This is a genomic window from Stenotrophomonas sp. TWI1409, assembly GCF_039673015.1.
Taxonomy (GTDB): Bacteria; Pseudomonadota; Gammaproteobacteria; order Xanthomonadales; family Xanthomonadaceae; genus Stenotrophomonas; species Stenotrophomonas maltophilia_A.
On the sequence record NZ_JBDJKU010000069.1, the window covers coordinates 1 to 20,485 of the forward strand.

At 66.8% G+C, this 20,485-nt stretch carries 14 protein-coding genes; 9 read left to right on the top strand and 5 right to left on the bottom strand.

The annotated features are described in order from the left end of the window. Positions 1–176: 176 nt before the first annotated feature. The 9 genes from ABE423_RS17550 to ABE423_RS17590 all read left to right on the top strand — a co-directional run bounded on the left by ABE423_RS17550 (position 177) and on the right by ABE423_RS17590 (position 12,039). Positions 177–833, top strand: a complete 657-nt coding sequence (locus tag ABE423_RS17550; RefSeq protein WP_180837542.1) for a glutathione S-transferase family protein — start codon at positions 177–179, stop codon at positions 831–833. Positions 834–911: 78 nt separating this feature from the next. Then, positions 912–3,191, top strand: a complete 2,280-nt coding sequence (locus tag ABE423_RS17555; protein ID WP_346486957.1) for a thiamine pyrophosphate-dependent enzyme — start codon at positions 912–914, stop codon at positions 3,189–3,191. 3 nt (positions 3,192–3,194) lie between these two features. Beyond that, the gene (asnB, locus tag ABE423_RS17560; RefSeq protein ID WP_180837508.1) at positions 3,195–5,138 is read left to right on the top strand and encodes an asparagine synthase (glutamine-hydrolyzing); all 1,944 of its coding nucleotides are present in this window, start codon (positions 3,195–3,197) and stop codon (positions 5,136–5,138) included. A 66-nt stretch (positions 5,139–5,204) separates the two neighbouring features. Further along, entirely contained in the window at positions 5,205–5,765 is a 561-nt protein-coding gene (locus ABE423_RS17565; protein WP_346486959.1) for an NAD(P)H-dependent oxidoreductase, read from the top strand. Positions 5,766–5,977: 212 nt separating this feature from the next. Beyond that, positions 5,978–7,408: a replicative DNA helicase gene (locus ABE423_RS17570; protein ID WP_010486827.1), complete on the top strand. Its 1,431-nt coding sequence runs from the start codon at positions 5,978–5,980 to the stop codon at positions 7,406–7,408. Between the two features lie 173 nt (positions 7,409–7,581). Further along, positions 7,582–9,825: a TonB-dependent receptor gene (locus tag ABE423_RS17575; RefSeq protein WP_180837510.1), complete on the top strand. Its 2,244-nt coding sequence runs from the start codon at positions 7,582–7,584 to the stop codon at positions 9,823–9,825. Continuing rightward, positions 9,825–11,414, top strand: a complete 1,590-nt coding sequence (locus ABE423_RS17580; protein ID WP_346486962.1) for an alkaline phosphatase D family protein — start codon at positions 9,825–9,827, stop codon at positions 11,412–11,414. The genes ABE423_RS17575 and ABE423_RS17580 overlap by 1 nt, the downstream gene beginning before the upstream one ends. 167 nt (positions 11,415–11,581) lie before the next feature. Then, positions 11,582–11,794 carry a hypothetical protein gene (locus ABE423_RS17585; RefSeq protein WP_010486834.1) on the top strand — a complete coding sequence of 71 codons (213 nt, stop codon included), beginning with the start codon at positions 11,582–11,584 and terminating at the stop codon, positions 11,792–11,794. Next, entirely contained in the window at positions 11,791–12,039 is a 249-nt protein-coding gene (locus ABE423_RS17590; RefSeq protein WP_253143566.1) for a hypothetical protein, read from the top strand. Before ABE423_RS17585 ends, ABE423_RS17590 begins: the two co-directional genes overlap by 4 nt. Before the next feature lie 149 nt (positions 12,040–12,188). Here ABE423_RS17590 and lpdA read toward each other — a convergent pair whose 3' ends face one another. The 5 genes from lpdA to ABE423_RS17615 all read right to left on the bottom strand — a co-directional run bounded on the left by lpdA (position 12,189) and on the right by ABE423_RS17615 (position 20,268). Beyond that, a complete protein-coding gene (gene lpdA, locus ABE423_RS17595) occupies positions 12,189–13,625 on the bottom strand; it encodes a dihydrolipoyl dehydrogenase (protein WP_008264626.1) in 1,437 nt (478 codons plus the stop codon). 63 nt (positions 13,626–13,688) lie between these two features. Continuing rightward, the gene (sucB, locus tag ABE423_RS17600; RefSeq protein ID WP_032129627.1) at positions 13,689–14,888 is read right to left on the bottom strand and encodes a dihydrolipoyllysine-residue succinyltransferase; all 1,200 of its coding nucleotides are present in this window, start codon (positions 14,886–14,888) and stop codon (positions 13,689–13,691) included. 40 nt (positions 14,889–14,928) lie between these two features. After that, positions 14,929–17,760, bottom strand: a complete 2,832-nt coding sequence (locus tag ABE423_RS17605; protein WP_032129626.1) for a 2-oxoglutarate dehydrogenase E1 component — start codon at positions 17,758–17,760, stop codon at positions 14,929–14,931. 186 nt (positions 17,761–17,946) lie between these two features. Beyond that, complete coding sequence (locus ABE423_RS17610) at positions 17,947–18,843, bottom strand: GNAT family N-acetyltransferase (protein WP_346486966.1); 897 nt, start codon at positions 18,841–18,843, stop codon at positions 17,947–17,949. Positions 18,844–18,852: 9 nt separating this feature from the next. Then, positions 18,853–20,268 (bottom strand): cupin domain-containing protein, encoded by a 1,416-nt coding sequence (locus ABE423_RS17615; protein WP_121505109.1) that lies wholly within the window; start codon positions 20,266–20,268, stop codon positions 18,853–18,855. Positions 20,269–20,485: the final 217 nt, after the last annotated feature.

The following is a 20,485-nucleotide window of genomic DNA, read 5'->3' on the forward strand; positions in this document are numbered from 1 at the left end:
TGCGGGCCCGGGTGGGGCCGGCGGCGGGCGGCAACCGGGGTGGGGCCCGCTGCGCGGGCGGGGCGCCCTGGGGTCGCCACTACCGTGTTGCCATGCTGCACCCGCGCTTGGCATTCATCGGCGCGCTTGCCAGACTGCACGCAGCTGGCCGCCGGCCGGATCCGATGGAGCAGGCGATGGTGGAAGAGCGCGTCCCGTTGACGGTGCATGGCATGTCGGTCTCGGGCAATTGCCACAAGGTGCGCCTGCTGCTGGAGCAGCTCGGCAGCCGCTACCGCTGGGTGGAGGTGGACAGTGCCCATGGCCAGACCCACACCCCCGAATTCCTGGCGTTGAATCCGAATGCCAAGGTGCCGCTGATCGTCCGCGACGATGGCCGCGTGCTGACCGAATCCAACGCGATCCTGTTCTGGCTGGCCGAGGGCACGCCGTACCTGCCCACCGATGGCTGGGAGCGCGCGCAGGCGTTGAGCTGGATGTTCTTCGAGCAGTACACGCACGAGCCGTGCGTGGCGGTGGCGCGCTTCATCCGTGGCTGGACCCCCGCTGATTCACCGCGCCGCGCCGAACTGCCGCGCCTGCACGAGCGCGCCGCCACCGCGCTGGCAGTAATGGAGCAACATCTGCGCGAAGCGCAGTGGTTCACCGGCAACGGATATGGCATCGCCGATATCGCGCTGTTTGCCTATACCGACGTGGCTGGAGAGGGCGGTATCAGCCTGCAGCCATTCCCGGAAGTGCGTGGCTGGCTGCAGCGCGTGCGTGAACAATCGCGCTTCCTGCCGATGCCGGCCGTGACTGCCGAAGTGCGCTCGCGATTCGAGGCTGCGTGAGTCTCACCAGGGTGACCCCCACAGGGTAGCGCCTGGCCAACGCCGGGCGGAATGCAACAACGACACGGAGGGTGTTCGATGTTCGCTGTGGTTCCAGATCCGATTCCCGCACGCATGCGCGTGCTCAACCGCGCCGAAGTGTGCGACGTCAACTTTCTCGATGCGGTGCGTGGTTGGCGTGGAACCCCGCGTCCGCGCCCGGCGCCGGATGCGCCGATCCTGCCGGGCAGCACGCTCACTGCCGCCGCGTTTGGCGAACTGTTCGATTCGCAGCTGGCCAGCCGCCAGCTGGACCTGATGGCACGCGTGCTGCGCGTTCAGAACAAGGTCTTCTACACCATCGGTTCCTCCGGCCACGAAGGCAACGCGCTGTTGGCGCGGGCCTGCCGGCATACCGATCCAGCCTTCCTGCACTATCGCTCCGGTGCCTTCATGGCCGAGCGTTCGCGCCAGCTGCCGGGCATCGATCCGCTGCGCGATGCCGCACTGTCTTTCGCCGCCAGCGCCGATGACCCGGCCAGCGGGGGCCGCCACAAGGTGTGGGGCAGCAAACCGTTGTGGGTGCTGCCGCAGACCTCGACCATCGCGTCGCACCTGCCGAAAGCGTTGGGCACCGCGCTGGCCATCGAGAGCGGCAAGCGCCTGGGGCAGCCATTGCCGATCCCGGCCGACAGCATCGTGCTGTGCTCGTTCGGCGACGCCTCGGCCAACCATGCCACCGCGCAGACCGCGTTCAACACCGCGATGTGGTCGGCCTACCAGAAGCTACCGGCGCCGATCCTGTTCGTCTGCGAGGACAACGGCCTGGGCATCTCGGTGAAGACGCCGGAAGGCTGGATTGCCGATCGCTTCAGCCGCCAGCCGGGGCTCGACTATTTCTTCGCTGATGGTCTCGACCTGGCCACCGGGCACGCCCAGGTGCAGGCGGCGGTGGAGCACTGCCGGCGCACGCGACGGCCCACCTTCCTGCATCTACGCACCACCCGCCTGATGGGCCACGCCGGCACCGACTTTGAAGTGGAATGGCGCGCGCTGCCGGAGCTGTGCGCGGCCGAGGCGCAGGATCCGCTGCTGCGCTCGGCGCAGATCGCGATGGAGTCGGGCTGGATGGATGCGGCCACCATCGAGGTCGCCTACGAAACGATGCGCGCGCGCTGCATGGCCGCGGCGGCGGATGCCGAAGGCCGCCCGACGCTGCAGTCACTGCAGGAGGTGATGGCGCCGCTGGCGCCGTACACGCCGGCGGCGGTGCAGGCCGAGGCGCGGCGCGAGGTGCCCGCCGATGCGCGCGAAGCGCTGTATGGCGGTGCGGAGACCCTGCCTGAGCGGCAGGCACCTCGGCACCTCGCCATCCAGATCAACCATGGGCTGCAGGAACTGCTGGCGAAGTATCCGCAGAGCCTGCTGTTCGGCGAGGACGTCGCACAGAAGGGCGGTGTCTATACCGTCACCAAGGATCTGCTGCGCCGCTTCGGCCCACGCCGGGTGTTCAACACCCTGCTGGACGAGACCATGATCCTGGGCATGGCGCAGGGCCTGGCCAACATGGGCATGCTGCCGATTCCGGAGATCCAGTACCTGGCCTACCTGCACAACGCCATCGACCAGGTGCGCGGCGAAGCGTGTTCGCTGCAGTTCTTCTCCAATGACCAGTACCGCAACCCGATGCTGGTGCGGGTGGCCGGGCTGGGCTACCAGAAGGGCTTCGGTGGCCACTTCCACAACGACAATTCGATCACCGCGCTGCGCGACATTCCCGGCCTGGTGGTCGGTTGCCCGTCGCGCGGCGACGATGCGGTGATGATGCTGCGCACCTTGTCGGCGCTGGCAAAGGTGGATGGCCGGGTGGCGGTGTTCCTGGAGCCGATCGCGCTGTACATGAGCAAGGACCTGCATGCGCCGGGCGATGGCCAGTGGCTGTTCGACTACCCCGCCCAGGGCCAGGCGCTGGTACCGGGCGAGGGCCGGGTCTATGCGCCGGAGGCGGGCGACCTGGTGGTCTACACCTATGGCAACGGCGTGCCGATGGCGCTGCGCGCGGCGCGGGCGATCGAGCAGCAGTTGGGCTGGCAGGTGCGGGTGGTCGACCTGCGCTGGCTGGTGCCGCTGGATGCCGGTTTCATCGCCGCGCAAGCCGCCAGCGCCCGGCGCGTGCTGGTTCTGGATGAGGGCCGCCACAGTGGCGGGGTGGGCGAGGGCGTGGTCACCGCCCTGGTCGAGGCCGGTTTCGGCCACCTGCCATTGCGCCGGGTCTGCGGTGCCGATACCTATACGCCGCTGGCGGGGGCAGCAATGTTCGGGCTTCCAAGCGACAATGCGGTGATTGGCGCCGCCCTTGAACTGGCGCAGGAACCTTGATGCATGTGTGGATTGGCGGGAATGTTGTTGCCGGCGCCGGTGGCGTCGGCCGAGGTGCTGCAGGCGCAGGTCCTGGCCATGGGCGAGGCGCTGCACCATCGCGGGCCGGATGATGGCGGCAGCTGGGTCGATGCCGGGGCCGGCATCGCGCTGGCGCACCGTCGGCTGAGCATTCTCGATCTGTCGCCGCTGGGCCACCAGCCGATGGCCTCGTCCGATGGTCGCTACGTGATGGCTTACAACGGCGAGGTCTACAACTTCGCCACCCTGCGTGCCGAACTGGAGCAGCTGGGACACGCCTTCCGTGGGCACTCCGACACCGAAGTGCTGCTGGCAGCGATCCTGCAGTGGGGTATGGAAGACACCCTGCAGCGCTGCAACGGCATGTTCGCCATTGCGCTGTGGGACCGCCAGGAGCAGTGCCTGTGGCTGGCCCGCGACCGTGTCGGCAAGAAGCCGCTGTACTACGGCTGGGCCGGCGACACGCTGGTGTTCGGTTCGGAACTGAAGGCGCTGTGGCAGCACCCGGCCTTCGACAACGACATCGACCGTGACGCCCTGACCCTGCTGCTGCGGCTGGATTACATTCCGGCGCCGCACAGCATCCACCAGCGCTGCCACAAATTGATGCCCGGGCGCGTGCTGCGCCTGGATGCGGAAGCCGTGGCGGCGGGTGCGGCCGCGCACCGGCCGGAACAGGCGCAGCGCCCGTACTGGGATGCGCGTGCGCGCATGCAGGCGGCGCTGGCTGCGCCGTTCCAGGGCCGCATCGAGGAAGCCGAGGAGCAGCTGGACGGGCTGCTGCGTGACGCGGTGGCGCTGCGCATGGTGGCCGACGTGCCGGTGGGCGTGTTCCTGTCCGGCGGCACCGATTCGTCGCTGGTGGCCGCGCTGATGCAGGCACAAAGTGGCCAGCCGGTGCACAGCTTCAGTATCGGGTTCACCGGTTCGGGCCACGACGAGGCGCCGCTGGCCAAGGAACTGGCCGCGCATCTGGGCTGCGACCACACTGAACTCTACGTCAGCGGTGCCGATGCGTTGGCGGTGGTGCCGCAGTTGCCGGCGATGTTCGACGAACCCTTCGCCGATGCCTCGCAGGTGCCGACCGCGCTGGTCGCCCGCCTGGCGCGGCAGGGCGTGACCGTGGCGCTGTCCGGCGATGGTGGCGACGAGCTGTTCTTCGGCTATACCCGCTATGTACGCGCGCTGCGCAACTGGCAGATGCTGGGCCGTGTGCCGGGGCCGCTGCGGCGCTGGATGGGCGCGCGCTCCCAGCAGCAGGGCGAGGCCTCGCGTACCGGCGGCCTGGCCGCGCTGTTGGCAGAATCCGGCGCGCGTGGCATCGGTGACGTGTACCGCAACCGCATCTCGCGCTGGCGCGACCCGGCGGCGGCAGTGCCCGGAGCGCAGGCCGCGGGCAGCTTCTACGACCTGGCCGACCCTTTGCACGGTGCCGGCACACCGGCCGATGCGATGATGCTGGCCGATTACGTGACCTATCTGCCGGATGACCTGCTGTGCAAGGTCGACCGCACCTCGATGGCGGTCAGCCTGGAAGCCCGCGCACCGCTGTTGGATTCTCGCGTGGCCGAGTTCGCCTGGTCGCTGCCGCTGGGCTTCAAGCGCAGTGAAACCACCAGCAAAGTGCTGCTCAAGCGCGTGCTGGGCCGCTATGTACCGCAGTCGATGGTGCACCGGCCCAAGCGTGGTTTCGGCGCGCCGGTCAGTGACTGGCTGAAGGGCGACCTGCGGCCGTGGGCCGAAGATCTGCTGCAGCCCGCGCGGCTGGAGCAGGAGGGCGTGCTGTCGGCGGCCGCGGTACAGCCGCTGTGGCAGCAGTTCCTCGGCGGCCAGCGCAAGTGGCATACCCATCTGTGGAACGTGCTGATGTTCCAGGCCTGGCAGGCGCATTGGCGGCAGGTGCGCGCGGGCGTGACCGGCGGCTGATCTTCACCGGCCTGCAAGGGCCCGGCGACTAGGCTGGGCCTCCCGCACCGTGAGGAGTATGTCCCGATGTCCGTCCCCACCATCGCCGTGTTCGTCGGCAGCCTGCGCAAGGATTCCTGCAACCGCAAACTGGCCCATGCGCTGGAGAAGATTGCCGGCGACCGTGCGCGCTTCCAGTACGTGCAGATCGGTGATCTGCCGCTGTACGACCAGGACTTCGATGGCCACTATCCGGCGCAGGGTACCCGGCTGAAGGACCAGGTCCGTGCCGCCGATGCGGTGCTGTTCGTGACCCCGGAATACAACCGGTCGGTGCCGGGCGTGCTGAAGAACGCCATCGATATCGGCTCGCGCCCCTACGGTGACAGCGCGTTTGCCGGCAAACCGGCGGCGGTGATCGGCGCCTCCATCGGCCAGATCGGCACCGCCGTGGCCCAGCAGCACCTGCGCAACAGCCTGGCCTTCGTGGACATGCACGTGCTCGGCCAGCCCGAGGCGTTCATTCATTTCAAGGACGGCCTGATCGATGCCGATGGCACGGTCCACAATGAAGGCACGCAGAAATTCCTGCAGGGCTACGTGGACCGGTTCCTGGCGCTGATCGCGGTTCACGTCAAGGGCGATTGACGCCAGCGGTTGCCAGCCCCATCTGCGATAATGTCCGCTCGGGTGCCGCAATGGCGCCCGTCGCAGGCAGTGCGACGCTCCCACGCCAGTCTGGCCAGGCACCGGCGGATATCCCCCGTTTCTCCACGGCTTATCCACAGGCTTGTCCATGGCCGCCGGGGTCGGCGCATGCCTACACTCGTCCGGCCCACTTTCGCAGGAAACACCGCAGCATGTCCGCTCGCCCCGGCTTCCGTTCCAACCGCAGAGAGCGCGGTGATGGCTTCGATCGCGATCGCGACGAGTCGCGCATCGACCAGTTGCGGGTACCGCCCCATTCGGTGGAAGCCGAGCAGGCGGTGCTGGGTGGCCTGATGCTGGCCCCTGAGGCCTATGACCGGGTCAATGACCAGCTGACCGAAGGCGATTTCTACCGCCGCGACCACCAGATGATCTATCGCGCGATCCGTGAGCTGTCCGAGCGCGAGCGGCCGTTCGATGCGGTGACCCTGGGCGAGTGGTTCGAATCGCAGGGCAAGATGGAACTGGTGGGCGATGGTGCCTACCTGATCGAACTGGCCAGTACCACGCCGTCGGCGGCCAACATCGTGGCCTACGCCGAGATCGTGCGTGACAAGGCGGTGCTGCGGCAGCTGATCCAGGTGGGTACCGACATCGTCAACGACGGTTTCCAGCCCGAGGGACGAGAGAGCAGCGAGCTGCTGGCCTCGGCGGAAAAGAGCGTGTTCGCCATCGCCGAACAGGGCGCACGCGGCCGTACCGATTTCGTGGCGATGCCCGGTGCATTGAAGGATGCCTTCGAAGAGCTGCGCAGCCGCTTCGAGAACGGCGGCAACATCACCGGCCTGCCGACCGGCTACAACGATTTCGATGCGATGACCTCCGGCCTGCAGCCGACCGACCTGATCATCCTTGCCGCGCGCCCGGCCATGGGCAAGACCACCTTCGCACTGAACATCGCCGAGTACGCGGCGATCAAGTCGAAGAAGGGCGTGGCGGTGTTCTCGATGGAAATGTCGGCATCGCAGCTGGCGATGCGCCTGATTTCCTCCAACGGCCGCATCAACGCGCAGCGCCTGCGTACCGGCCAGCTGGAAGACGAGGACTGGAGCCGCGTCACCAGCGCGATCAAGATGCTGAAGGAAACCAAGATCTTCATCGACGACACGCCTGGCGTGTCGCCGGAAGTGCTGCGTTCCAAGTGCCGCCGCCTCAAGCGCGAGCATGATCTGGGCCTGGTGGTGATCGACTACCTGCAGCTGATGAGCGTGCCGGGCAACAGCGAAAACCGCGCGACCGAAATCTCGGAGATCTCGCGTTCGCTGAAGGGCCTGGCCAAGGAACTGCACGTGCCGGTGATCGCGCTGTCGCAGCTCAACCGCTCGCTGGAAACGCGTACCGACAAGCGCCCGGTGATGGCCGATCTTCGCGAATCGGGCGCAATCGAGCAGGATGCGGACATGATCGTCTTCATCTACCGCGATGATTACTACAACAAGGAAAATTCGCCGGACAAGGGCCTGGCCGAGATCATCATCGGCAAGCACCGTGGCGGCCCGACCGGGTCGTGCAAGCTGAAGTTCTTCGGCGAGTACACCCGCTTCGACAACCTGGCCCACGACTCGGTCGGTTCATTCGAATAACCGTAGTGCCGGCCGCTGGCCGGCAACCACCCCACGGCTGGCAAACCATTCGAAACGCCAAACGTCCGTATGTGGCGTGTAAATGACATGTAACGCGACGCTTCTACGATTCCGCCGCTGCTGCCCTTCGACGCCGCCCTTCGGCGTCCAGCGTGCCCAAGGAATCCGCCCCCATGCCGTCCCACGCTCCGCTCCGCCGCAATCTGCTGGCCCTGCTGGTCTGTGCTTCGCTGCCGTTGCTGGCTGTCGCTGAAACCGCCCCCGCCACCGACGCGCAGTCGGCCACCACCCTCGATTCGGTCTCGGTGATCGGCCGCGGTGAAGCGCGCCAGGTGCAGCGCGTAACCGCCGAGGACATGAAGGTGCTGCCGCCGGGTGCCAATCCGCTGAAGCTGCTTGCGACCAAGCCGGGCGTGCATTTCGAATCGGCCGATGCCACCGGCGCCTACGAATGGTCCACCACCATCAGCCTGCGTGGCTTCAACCAGAACCGCCTGGGCTACACCCTTGATGGCATCCCGCTGGGCAACATGGCCTATGGCAACAGCAACGGCCTGCATATCAGCCGCGCGGTGATCAGCGAGAACCTGGGCGGTGCGGAGGTCTCCACCGGCATAGGCGCACTGGGTACGCCGTCCACCAGCAACCTCGGCGGCGTGTTCCAGTTCTACTCGATCGATCCGTCCACCGAGTATGGAGTCGTGCTGGCACAGAGCTTTGGTAGTGACAGCGCACGCCGCAGCTATGCACGCCTCGATACCGGCGAGCACCAGGGCTTTGCCGCCTACCTGTCCGGCGTGTATTCGGAAGGTGACAAGTGGAAGGGCAAGGGCTCGCAGGAGCTGAAGCAGTTCAACGGCAAGGCCACCTACAACTTCGGAACGGACAGCAGGATCACCGCGCTGTTCAACGCCTCGCGCCGCGTCGAGGCCGATTACCAGGATCTGTCGCTGGAAATGATCGATCGCCTCGGCTGGGACTGGGACAACTACGCGCCGGACTGGGATCGCGCCGTCGCCGCCGCACGCGGCAAGTTCAGCGGCGGCGTCAACAGCCCGTGGGATGCGTACTACTCCGGCCACGGCCTGCGCAACGATGACCTGTCCAGCATTGCCGGTGATTTCGGCCTGAACGAGTCGATGCGCTTGAAGGTCAATGTCTACAACCACAGCAACCGTGGCCAGGGCCACTGGTTCAGCCCGTCCAATCCGTCCAACCCGGGCACCAGCCGCGAGATTCCGATCTCGGTCCGCACCACCGAGTACGCGATCGACCGTACCGGCGTGACCTCGGCGTTCACCTGGAACGTCGGTGGCCACGAACTGGAAGCGGGCCTCTGGTACGAGGACAACGGCCACAGCGTGCAGCGCAACTTCTACTACATCGACGGCCCGATCACCGACGACTTCTTCCTGCGCAACCCGGACCAGCGCGTGTGGCACCAGCGCTACACCACCATCACCCGCCAGTTCTACGTGCAGGACCGCTTCCGCCTGTTCGATGATCGCCTGACCATCGACATCGGTGCGAAGTCGCCGCACACCCGTACCAGCGTGCGCACCCCGCTGGGCAGCTACGCCAACAACAGCAGTCTGACATCGAAGAAGGGGCTGCTGCCGCAGGCCGGCTTCAACTTCAAGCTCAACGAAGGCAACGAGATCTTCGGTTCGTTCGCCAAAAACGTCGCCGCCTATGCGCTGGGCGTGGGCAGCCCGTTCAATGTGCCGCAGGCCGCCTTCGATGCCAGCGCGAAGAACCTGAAGCCGGAACAGTCGCGCACCATCGAGCTGGGTTGGCGTGGCTACGGCCGCGGCTATGAAGCCTCGGTGGCGGTGTACGACGTCAAGTTCGACAACCGCCTGCTGGCCATCGCGCAGTGCGTGGGCATCCTCGGTTGCCCGGCACTGTTCTCCAACGTCGGTTCTGTGACCAGCCGCGGCGCCGAGGCGACCCTGCAGCTGAAGCCGATGCAGGACCTGACCTGGTCCAATGCGCTGTCCTGGAATGACAGCACCTACGACAACGACTACGTGAACAACGGCGTGGTGCCGACCCGCGGCAAGACGACCGTCGACACCCCGGAATGGATGTTCGCCAGCACCCTGGCGTGGACCCCGGGCCCGTGGGACCTGCGCCTGGCCGCCAACCATGTCGGCAAGCGCTACGTGACCTATACCAACGATGTGTCGGTGCCGAGCTACTGGCTGGTCAACGCCTCGGCGGCCTATGACTTCGGCAAGCTCGGCCCGGCGCAGAACCTGACCGTAGCGCTGAACCTGACCAACCTGACCGACAAGCGCTACCTGTCCTCGATCAACACCAACGGTACCTACGCCGCTGACCCGACCCGCAGCCTGGCGACCATGCAGGTCGGCGCGCCGCGCCAGGTGATGGCCACCGCTACCGTGCGCTTCTGATGCGCGGGCCTGTCGATCCGGAAAGCCGTCGTCGCCTGCTGCGCATGGCGTGGCAGGGCACGGGGGCGGCGATCGCGCTGGCGGCGATGCCGGGGCTGGCCACGGCCGGCCCACGGCCGCGGCTGGGGCGCGATCCGTTCACCCTCGGTGTCGCCGCCGGTGATCCGGATCCACAGGGGGCCGTATTGTGGACGCGGCTGGCACCGGACCCGCTCAATGGCGGCGGCATGCCGTCGCGGGCGGTGCCGGTGCGCTGGTTCGTGGCCGAGGACCCGGGCATGCGCCGGCTGGTGCAGCGGGGGACTGCGGCCGCGGTGCCCGAGCTGGCGCATTCGGTGCACGTGGAGGTAAACGGCCTGCGCCCAGGCCGCGACTACTACTACCGTTTCGCCTGCGACGGCGATGAGGAAAGCGCGGTCGGCCACTTCCGCACCGCGCCGCCGCTGGACACGCAACTGCAGCAGCTTCGGTTGGCCCTGTGCACCTGCCAGGCCTGGAACAGCGGCTACTACCCGGTCCTGCGCGATATCGCGCAGAGCGATGTCGACCTGGTGCTGCATGCCGGTGACTACCTGTACGAATACAGCCCGCTGCAGAACGCGCGTGGTCGTGCGCTGGATGCGCAACGCTTCAGTGGCGAGACCGTCAGCCTGGAGCGCTACCGTGACCAGTACGCGCTGTACAAGCTCGATCCGGATCTGCAGGCCGCGCATGCCGCACACGCGTTCGCGGTGATCTGGGACGACCATGAAGTACAGAATGATTACTCCGGCATCCACCCGGAAAAACCCGGCGTATCAACGGAGGACTTCATCATCCGCCGCGCCGCCGCCTACCGCGCGTTCTACGAGCATCTGCCGATGCGCAGCACACCTGCGGGCAACGGCGGCCTGCGCGTGCATCGGCGCCTGCGTTACGGCGATCTGGCACAGCTGACCCTGCTCGATTGCCGCCAGTTCCGCCCGGCCAATCCCTGTGGCGTGGGCGAGTCGCCACGCTGTGATGCTGCACTGGACCCGCGCATGAGCATGCTCGGCATGGGCCAGGAGGCGTGGTTCGCGCAGTCGATGGCGGCCGCGCAGGGCACGCGCTGGAACGTGGTGGTGCAGCAGTTGCTGATGGCGCAGCTGCGGCTGGATGGTGGCACGCCACGCGAGCGCTTCTGGAATGACGCCTGGGATGGCTATCCTGCCGCACGTAACCGGCTGCTGCAGGCGATGCAGGCAGGCGGGCAGGGCAATGCCATCGTGCTGGGCGGCGACTGGCATTCCACCTTCGTCAACGACCTGAAGCTGGATTTCGACGCGGCCAGTGCGCCGGTCGTAGCCACCGAATTCATCGCTCCGGCGATCAGCAGTGGCGGCGACGACACGCCATACGGGCCGTACTACGGGCCGTCGATTCCGCAGAACCCGCATATCCGCTATTTCGACGGTGACCGCCGTGGCTGGTGGAAGCTGCAGCTGAACCGGCAGACCGTGGATGCGGAACTGCGCTTCGCTGACAGTGTGCTGCGTGCGGATGCGACGGTTCGCACCGCGGCGCGCTTCCAGGTGACCCACGGCCGCCCGGGCGCAGTCCCGGTGTGAATCCATTCGGTAGTGCCGGCCGCTGGCCGGCAACCTGATCAATCTCCGGTTTCCCCACCACCGGTTTCATCGCCCCCAGCCCGGTTTCGTCGCAAACCGTTTGCCGGCGGTGGGGCGGGGCGCCAAGGTGTCCGCAGGCGGCAGGGTGCCGCCCCAAGGAGACCGTGATGAAGACCCTGTTCGCGCTCGGTGTGTGGTGCCTGCTGTTCGTGCTGTGCTGGCCGCTGGCGATCCTCGCCCTGATCGCCTGGCCGTTCGTGTGGCTGCTGAGCCTGCCGTTCCGCCTGGTCGGCATCACGTTCTCGGCCCTGTTCGCGTTCCTGCGCGCGCTGTTCATGCTGCCGGCGCGCCTGCTCGGTGGCCGAGCGGTGGCTGCATGAGGACGGTGCTGCTGGTGGCGCTGGCATTGCTCGCGGGGCCGGCACTGGCCACACCTCCAGCGCCACCGTCGGTGTGGCTGGAACGCCAGCAGACTGCTGCGGCTGACGAGGCAAATGCTGCCGCGGTCTCTGTGCAGAAAGCCAAGGAGCGCTGCAGGGTCGCGAAGGAATGGAAGGTCGGCGAGACGGTTGTGCAGCATCGGGTCTGCGACGATCCACCGAAGAAGCCTGCTGGAAAGGTGTAGCGCCGAGCCGATGTTCGGCTGCTTTTCCCGGGATAGCCGAGCGTGGGCTCGGTTCTACATCATCAACGCCAACAAAAAACCCCGCCGAGGCGGGGTTTTTTGTCTGCAGGCGAGTGCCGACCAACGGTCGGCACCTACCCGGATGCAGATCAGTTCGCCTTGTGGATGGCGCGCTTGCTGACCGCCATCGCGGCGTCGTGGATCACTTCCGACAGCGACGGGTGAGCGTGGCAGATACGGGCCAGGTCATCGGCCGAGCCGCTGAACTCCATGGTCAGCACGCCTTCGTGCACCAGCTCGGAGACGTTGGCGCCGACCAGGTGCATGCCGAGGATGCGATCGGTTTCGGCATGGGCCAGGATCTTCACGAAGCCTGCCGGCTCGATCATCGCCACGGCGCGACCGTTGGCGGCGAACGGGAAGCTGCCAGCCTTGTACGGAATGCCTTCGGCCTTCAGCTGGGCTTCGGTCTTGCCGACCCAGGCCAGTTCCGGCTCGGTGTAGATGACCCACGGGATGGTGTCGAAGTTGACGTGGCCCGGCAGGCCGGCGATCAGCTCAGCCACCGCGATGCCTTCCTCGAAGCCCTTGTGCGCCAGCATCGGGCCACGCACGCAGTCGCCGACCGCCCACACGCCGTTGACGCCGGTGTGGCAGTGCGCGTCGACTTCGATCTGGCCGCGCTCGTTGATCTTGACGCCGGTGCCTTCGGCCAGCAGGCCCTTGGTGGCGGCGCGACGGCCAACGGCCACCAGCAGCTTGTCCACGGTCAGGGTCTTTTCGCCTTCGCTGTCGGTGTAGGTGACAACGACTTCCTTCTTCTTGCCCTTGCCGGTGATCTCGGTCTTGGAGACCTTGGCGCCGAGGCGGATGTCCAGGCCCTGCTTCTTGAATTCCTTGGCAGCGGTCTTGGCCACTTCGGCGTCGGCCACGGCCAGGAACTCCGGCAGTGCTTCCAGGATGGTGACTTCAGCGCCCAGGCGCTTCCACACGCTGCCCAGTTCCAGGCCGATCACGCCGGCGCCGATCACGGCCAGGCGGTTCGGCACTTCGGTGAAGTCCAGGCCGCCGACGTTGTCGACGATGGTCTCGCCGTCGAACTTGGCGAACGGCAGTTCGATCGAATCCGAACCGGCGGCGATGATGACGTTGGTGCCCTTCAGCTCGACGATGGAACCGTCATGCTGGGTGACCTTGACCACGTTGCCCGGCTGCAGTTCGCCGAAGCCGTAGTAGGCGGCGACCTTGTTGGCCTTGAACAGCATGCCGATGCCGCCGGTGAACTGCTTGACGATCTTGTCCTTGCGGCCAACCATCGCCTCGACGTCGATCTTGGCATCCTTGAAGCTGATGCCGTGGTCGCCAAAGATGTGGCCCATGTTCCAGAACTGGCGCGAGGAATCCAGCAGCGCCTTGGACGGGATGCAGCCCACGCGCAGGCAGGTGCCGCCCAGCGCCGGCTTGCCGTCCTTGCCCAGCGCTGCGTCGATGCAGGCGGTCTTCAGGCCCAGCTGGGCCGCGCGGATGGCAGCGTGGTAACCGGCCGGGCCGGCACCGATGACGACGACGTCGAATTGTTCAGCCATTGAATTATTCCTTGATGCATTACCAGAACCCCTCCGCGCAGGCGCGGAGGGGCGGGAGGTGTCTTACAGGCCGAACAGCATGCGGCCCGGGTTTTCCAGCTGGTTCTTGATGTCCACCAGGAACTGCACCGAGTCCTTGCCGTCGATGATGCGGTGGTCGTACGACAGCGCCAGGTACATCATCGGCGCGATCACGACCTGGCCGTTCTGGGCGATCGGACGCTCCTTGATGGCATGCATACCCAGGATGGCGCTCTGCGGCGGGTTGATGATCGGGGTCGACAGCAGCGAACCGAAGGTGCCGCCGTTGGTCACGGTGAAGGTGCCGCCCTGCAGTTCTTCCAGGCTCAGCTTGCCATCACGGGCCTTCTTGGCGTAGTCGGCGATGGTCTTCTCGATGTCGGCGAACGACATGCGCTCGACGTTGCGCAGCACCGGCGTGACCAGGCCCTTCTCGGTCGACACGGCGATCGAGATGTCCGAGTAGCCGTGGTAGATGATGTCGTCGCCGTCGATCGAGGCGTTGACCAGCGGGAAGCGCTGCAGGGCATTGGCAGCGGCCTTCACGAAGAAGCTCATGAAGCCCAGCTTGATGCCGTGTGCCTTGACGAACTCGTCCTGCAGTTCCTTGCGCGCCGCCGACACCTTGGACAGGTCGACTTCGTTGAAGGTGGTCAGCATGGCGGTCGAGTTCTTCGACTCCATCAGGCGCTCGGCGATGCGCTTGCGGATGCGGGTCATCGGCACGCGCTCTTCCGGACGTGCGCCACCGGCCTTGCCGGCGCCGCCGTTGCGGGCGAAGTTGACGATGTCTTCCTTGGTCACCGCGCCGCGACGGCCGGTGCCGTCGACGTCGGCCGGGTTCACGCCTTCGGTGATGGCGGTGAAGCGGGCGCCCGGCGGCAGGGTGTCGGCGGCCGACTTGGCAGCCGGGGCCGGAGCAGCAGCGGCGGCCGGTGCGGCAGCGGCCGGAGCGGCCTCGGCCTTCTTCTCTTCAGCGGCCGGAGCCGGGGCAGCAGCGACGGCGCCTTCCTCGATGATCGCCACGACCTGGCTGGAGGTCACGGTCGAGCCTTCGGCGAACTTGATTTCCTTGAGCACGCCGTCGACCGGCGACGGCACTTCCAGGACGACCTTGTCGGTTTCCAGGTCAAGCAGGTTTTCGTCGCGCTTGACGGCGTCCCCCACCTTCTTGTGCCAGGTGGCGATGGTGCCGTCGGCGACGGATTCGGGCAGTACCGGGGCTTTGACTTCGGTGGCCATTGCGGGAGCTTCCTGGTTTGTCTTCTAAATAGGGGGAGGATTATTCAGCGAACGTGTCGTTGAACGGGTTGACCAGTGCATCGGCGACCAGCTGCTGCTGTTCGCGGACGTGGTCAGCCATGTGACCGGCAGCCGGCGAAGCCGAACGTGCGCGACCGGCGTAGTGCAGGTTCTGGCCATCGGCCAGGCAGAACTGCAGGTGGTGGCGGATCTGGTACCACGCACCCTGGTTCTGCGGTTCTTCCTGCGTCCACACCACGTCGGTGGCCTTGCCGTACTTCTTCAGTTCGGCAGCCAGCAGCGCACGCGGGAACGGATACAGCTGCTCCACGCGGATGATCGCCACGTCGTCCTGGCCACGCTTGGTCTGGTCTTCCAGCAGGTCGTAGTAGACCTTGCCCGAGCACAGCACCACGCGCTTGACCTTCTTGGCGTCCGCATTGGCGTCGCCGATCAGGTGCTGGAACTCGCCGTTGGCCAGCTCGTCCAGGGTCGACACGGCCAGCTTGTGGCGCAGCAGCGACTTCGGCGACATCACCACCAGCGGCTTGCGGGTGGTCAGGTGCTGCTGGCGACGCAGCATGTGGAAGGCCTGTGCCGGGGTCGACGGCACCACCACCAGCATGTTCTCCAGCGCGCACAGCTGCAGGAAGCGCTCCAGGCGCGCCGAGCTGTGTTCCGGGCCTTGCCCTTCATAACCATGCGGCAGCAGCAGGGTCAGGCCGGAGATGCGGCCCCACTTGGCTTCACCGGCGGCGATGAACTGGTCGATGACGACCTGGGCACCGTTGGCGAAGTCGCCGAACTGGCCTTCCCAGATGCACAGCGTGTTCGGATCGGTGGTGGAGAAGCCGTACTCGTAGGCCATCACCGCTTCTTCGCTCAGCAGCGAATCGATGACGGTGGCCTTCTCCGGCGAATCCACCAGCTGCCGCAGCGGCATGTAGTAGTTGTCGGTCTTCTGGTCGTGCAGGATCGCGTGGCGGTGCGTGAACGTACCGCGACCCACGTCCTGGCCGACCAGGCGCAGGGCACTGCCTTCGTCGAGCAGGGTGGCGTAGGCCAGGTTCTCGGCAAAGCCCCAGTCGCCCGGGATCTCGCCAGCGGCCATCTTGCGGCGGTCGTCGTAGACCTTGGCCACGCGCGAGTGCAGTTGCACTTCGTCCGGAATGGTGTTGATCAGCTTGGCCAGCTCGACCAGCTTGTTCTTCTCGACCTTGGTCGAGATCGGGTCGGACAGCTTGCCTTCCAGCAGCTTCGGCCAATCGACGAACAGCGGGCTGGTCGGCGGGGTCTTCTCGACCTTGGCCAGCTCGGTGGTCACTTCACCGGCATCCAGCTTCTCGCGGTAGGCATCGACCATCGCCTTGCCGGCACCGGCGGCGATCACGCCCGCCTTTTCCAGCTGCTCGGCGTACATCTCGCGGGTGGTGGCGTGCTTGCGGATCACCTGGTACATCAGCGGCTGGGTGATCGCCGGTTCGTCGGCCTCGTTGTGGCCCCAGCGGCGGTAGCACATCAGGTCGATGACCACGTCCTTGGCGAACTTCTGGCGGAACTCGAAGGCCAGCTGCGCGGCGAACACAACGGCTTCCGGATCATCGCCGTTCACGTGCAGCACCGGGGCGGCGATCATCTTCGCCACGTCGGTGGCATAGCGCGTGGAACGCGTGTCCAGCGGGTTGGAGGTGGTGAAGCCGACCTGGTTGTTGACCACGATGTGCACGGTGCCGCCGACGGCGAAGCCGCGGGCCTGCGACATCTGGAACAGTTCCATGACCACGCCCTGGCCGGAGAAGGCCGCGTCGCCGTGGATCAGGATGGGCATGACCTGCTTGCGCGCGGTGTCCTTGCGGCGCTCCTGGCGCGAACGCACGGAACCGGCCACGACCGGGTCAGCGATTTCCAGGTGCGACGGGTTGAACGCCAGCGCCAGGTGCACCGGGCCGCCATCGGTGGCGACGTCGGCCGAGAAGCCCATGTGGTACTTCACGTCACCGGCCGAGGCGTGCTCGTCGTGCTCGAACTTGCCTTCGAATTCGTCGAACAGCTTGCGCGGGTTCTTGCCCAGGGTGTTGACCAGCACGTTCAGGCGGCCGCGGTGGGCCATGCCGATCACCACGTCCTTGACGCCATCCTTGCCGGCGCTGCGGATGATGGTGTCCATCATCGGGATCAGCGAGTCGCCGCCTTCCAGCGAGAAGCGCTTCTGGCCGACGTACTTGGTGTGCAGGTAGCGCTCCAGGCCTTCAGCCGCGGTCAGGCGCTCCAGGGTGCGGCGCTGGGTATCAGCGTCCAGCTGGTAGTTGCCACCGGCCAGTTCCAGCTTCTTGTAGATCCACTGGCGCTGCTCGACCTCGGAGATGTGCATGAACTCCGCACCGATCGAGCCGGTGTAGGTCGCCTTCAGGCGTGCCAGCAGGTCGCGCAGCTTCATGCGCGGCTGGCCACCGACGCCGCCGGTGCTGAACTCGCTGTTGAGGTCGCCATCGGACAGGCTGTGGAACGGCAGGCCCAGGTCCGGGGTGTTGACCGGTGCGGCCAGGCCCAGCGGATCGAGGCGGGCGTCCAGGTGGCCGCGCGAACGGTAGGCGGTGATCAGACGACCGACATTGCGCTCGCGCTCGTCGCCTGCACCGTTGCCGGTACCGGCCTTCAGCGCATCCTTGGCCGCGTCCGCAATGTGGGAGATGACGGCCGAGTGCGGAATGTCACCTGCTTCACGGCCCTTGAAGCCGTCGAAGTAGGTTTTCCATTTGGGATCGACACTATCCGGGGAGACCAGGTACTGCTCGTACAGGTCCTCGACATAGGAGGCGTTGCCGCCGGCGAGTTGCGAAGATTGCGCAAACTGCTTCAGTTGATTGTCCACGATGGAGGGTGTTGATTCGCTTTGTGGGGTATGGCTTCAGAAGGACCCGGCAGGAAGATGAATAGCCCTGCGCGGGCGCGTTCAAACAGCCAAATTGTACCCCCAACCGGACACGAAGGGGCACCACCAGAGGTATCGCGCGTCCCCCGGTGCCGGTTCCAGACAGGTTGAGTCAGCCCGCTCCGCTCAGATGCCGAGCGCGCGCAGTTCGCTGCAATCACGCGAACGGTCCCAGACGCGCTGCAATTGCTGCTCGAACGGCTGCGAACGTGTCGGCAGCGCGATGCCGGCTTCGCCGTCGAGGCGATGGCCGATCAGACGAAAGTAGAAGTCGCCCGCATCGTTGAGCAGACAGGCCGAGGCCAGTGCACGGTCGACCGGGTCGGTGACCTCGCGGAACTGGATCACGCTGGGCAGGCGCTGGGCCAGCGCCAGCAGCGGCGTCCCGCTAGAGGCGATCGCGGCGGCGTCGTGCACGATCACCCGCAGCTGCTTGTCGTGGCGGGCGGTGACGAAGCGGCGCAGGGCGGCCTGTACCGGGGGCGCGTCGAGCAGTCCGGGGTCCAGCTGGCGGCTGTGCAGCCACAGCTGCCGACGGGCGCGGTGGATGATGGCCGTGGTGGTGGCCACCGCCTCGGCGCGGCTGTCGATGGCGCTGGCCGCGCCCAGCCGGCGGCGCATCTGCTGGTGGCCGATGCCGGCCTCCTCGAACACCTCGCCTTCGGGCAGGAAACCCTGGCGGGCATAGAAGTCACGGGCGGGCAGCTGGGCGTGCAGATGCAGCTCGGCCAGGCCGAGCCGGCGCCCGGCCTCCACCAGTGCTTCCAGCAGGGCCCCGCCGACCCCGTGGCTGCGATGGCTGGCCAGCACCGCCATGCGGCCGATGCGGCCATCCGGGGCCAGCCGGCCCGTGCCGACCGGCTGGTTGTCACTGTCCAGCGCCAGCACATGGGCACTGACCGGGTCCAGCGCATCGCGTTCCAGCTCGGCGGCGATGCCCTGTTCCTGCACGAACACGCGTTGGCGCACCTCGTGGATGGCAACGTGGGCATCGGCGTGGCTGACCTGCTGGACCCGGATCATGGTGGCGACTCAGGCGCGGCCAGCACCGCTGTCGTCTTCCTCGTCGTCCTCGAAGTTGACGATGACCTCGATGCCGTCGTCGTGTACGGTCACGGAGTGGACATCGTCGGACACCGCGTCGGCGTCGATCGCATCCACGCGGTCGCGGCCTTCGACGACCTCGCCGAGCACCACGGCATCCTCGCCGTCGTCCTCGTCTTCGGCCTCGTATACCTCATTCGGGTCGATCAGCTGGAACACCCCGCCGACCAGCAGCTGCTGGACCACGGCACGGCCCTTGTCGGACAGGCCGCGATAAGCGGCGGCGTCCAGCTGTTCGGTGCCAGCCAGGCGCTGCGCGTCCTTCACCGGCAGCGCGAAGTCCTGGCCGCTGACATACAGGCTGGCGCCACGCTTGGCCCGGCGCCAGGCCAGCCGGGCCCACGGGTGGCGCTGCAGCAGCAGGCCCGATGCCAGGGCCTGGACCACTTCTTCCTGTGCCGGTGCGGCCTGGTGGGCCATCACTTCGCCGGCCGCGCGGTAGGTGGTGATGAAGCGGCCGAACCAGTCGCCCAGCTTGTCCGGGTCGTTCATGCGGATGGCGTTGAGCGCGGTGATCACCCGCGCCATCGCCACCGTGTCGATTTCGTTCGGGTCGGCCGGCACCTTCAGGTCGGCATCCTGGTAGCGGATGTTCTCGTCGGCATCGGCGATCAGGGTGTCCAGGTAGTCGCTGATCAGCTCGGCCGAAGACGGCGCGCGCATGCCGAACGAGAATGTCAGGCAGGGATCTTCGGCGACGCCGTGGTGCGGCACGTTCGGCGGCAGGTACAGCATGTCGCCCGGCGCCAGCACCCAGTCGTGGGTCGGCTTGAACACCTTCAGCAGCTTCAGCTCCACGTCGGGGCGGAAGCCCAGCGGCGGCTGCTTGCCCTTGATCGATTCGCTGGCATCGATCTGCCAGCGGCGATGGCCATGGGCCTGCAGCAGGAACACGTCGTACTGGTCGACGTGGGCGCCGACCGAGCCGCCGGTGGCGGCGAAGCTGATCATCACGTCATCCATGCGCCAGCGCGGCAGGAAGCTGAAGTGCTCGATCAGGGCGCGCACGTCCGGGTCCCACTTGTCCACGTCCTGCACCAGCAGGGTCCAGTCGTGGTCGGGCAGGGCGGGGAACACGTCTTCCTGGAATGGACCGGTGCGTACGCGCCAGCCGTCCTGGGTCTTGTCGTGCTCGATCAGGCGTGCCAGCACGCCTTCCTCGCAGGCCAGCCCGGCCAGGTCTTCCGGCTGCACCGGGGTCTGGAAGTTGGGGAAGGCGTTGCGGATCAGCAGCGGGCGTTTCTGCCAGAAGTCGCGCAGGAAGGTGGCCGGCGCCATGCCCAGCGGCTGGCCGGGGCGGGCGGTGACTTCGATGAGGGGGGCGGAGGACTTGCGGGCGGCCATGGGGGAATCCTTGCAGCGGAAAGCGGGAGGGGCGGCGCGGCGGGCCGCCTGAGATCTCCATTGTCCGCCGTTCGCCGGGATTGCGCACGTGCGCGGGTTTGTCGCGGGGTGTCCGGCCAACGGCGGAGCCCCTCGTGGCGGGGTGGTTCAGAATCAAAAGCCGCGCTTGGCCGGGCGGGTGGGCCATGCAGGGGACGCTGCAAGTACGTCCCTGTAA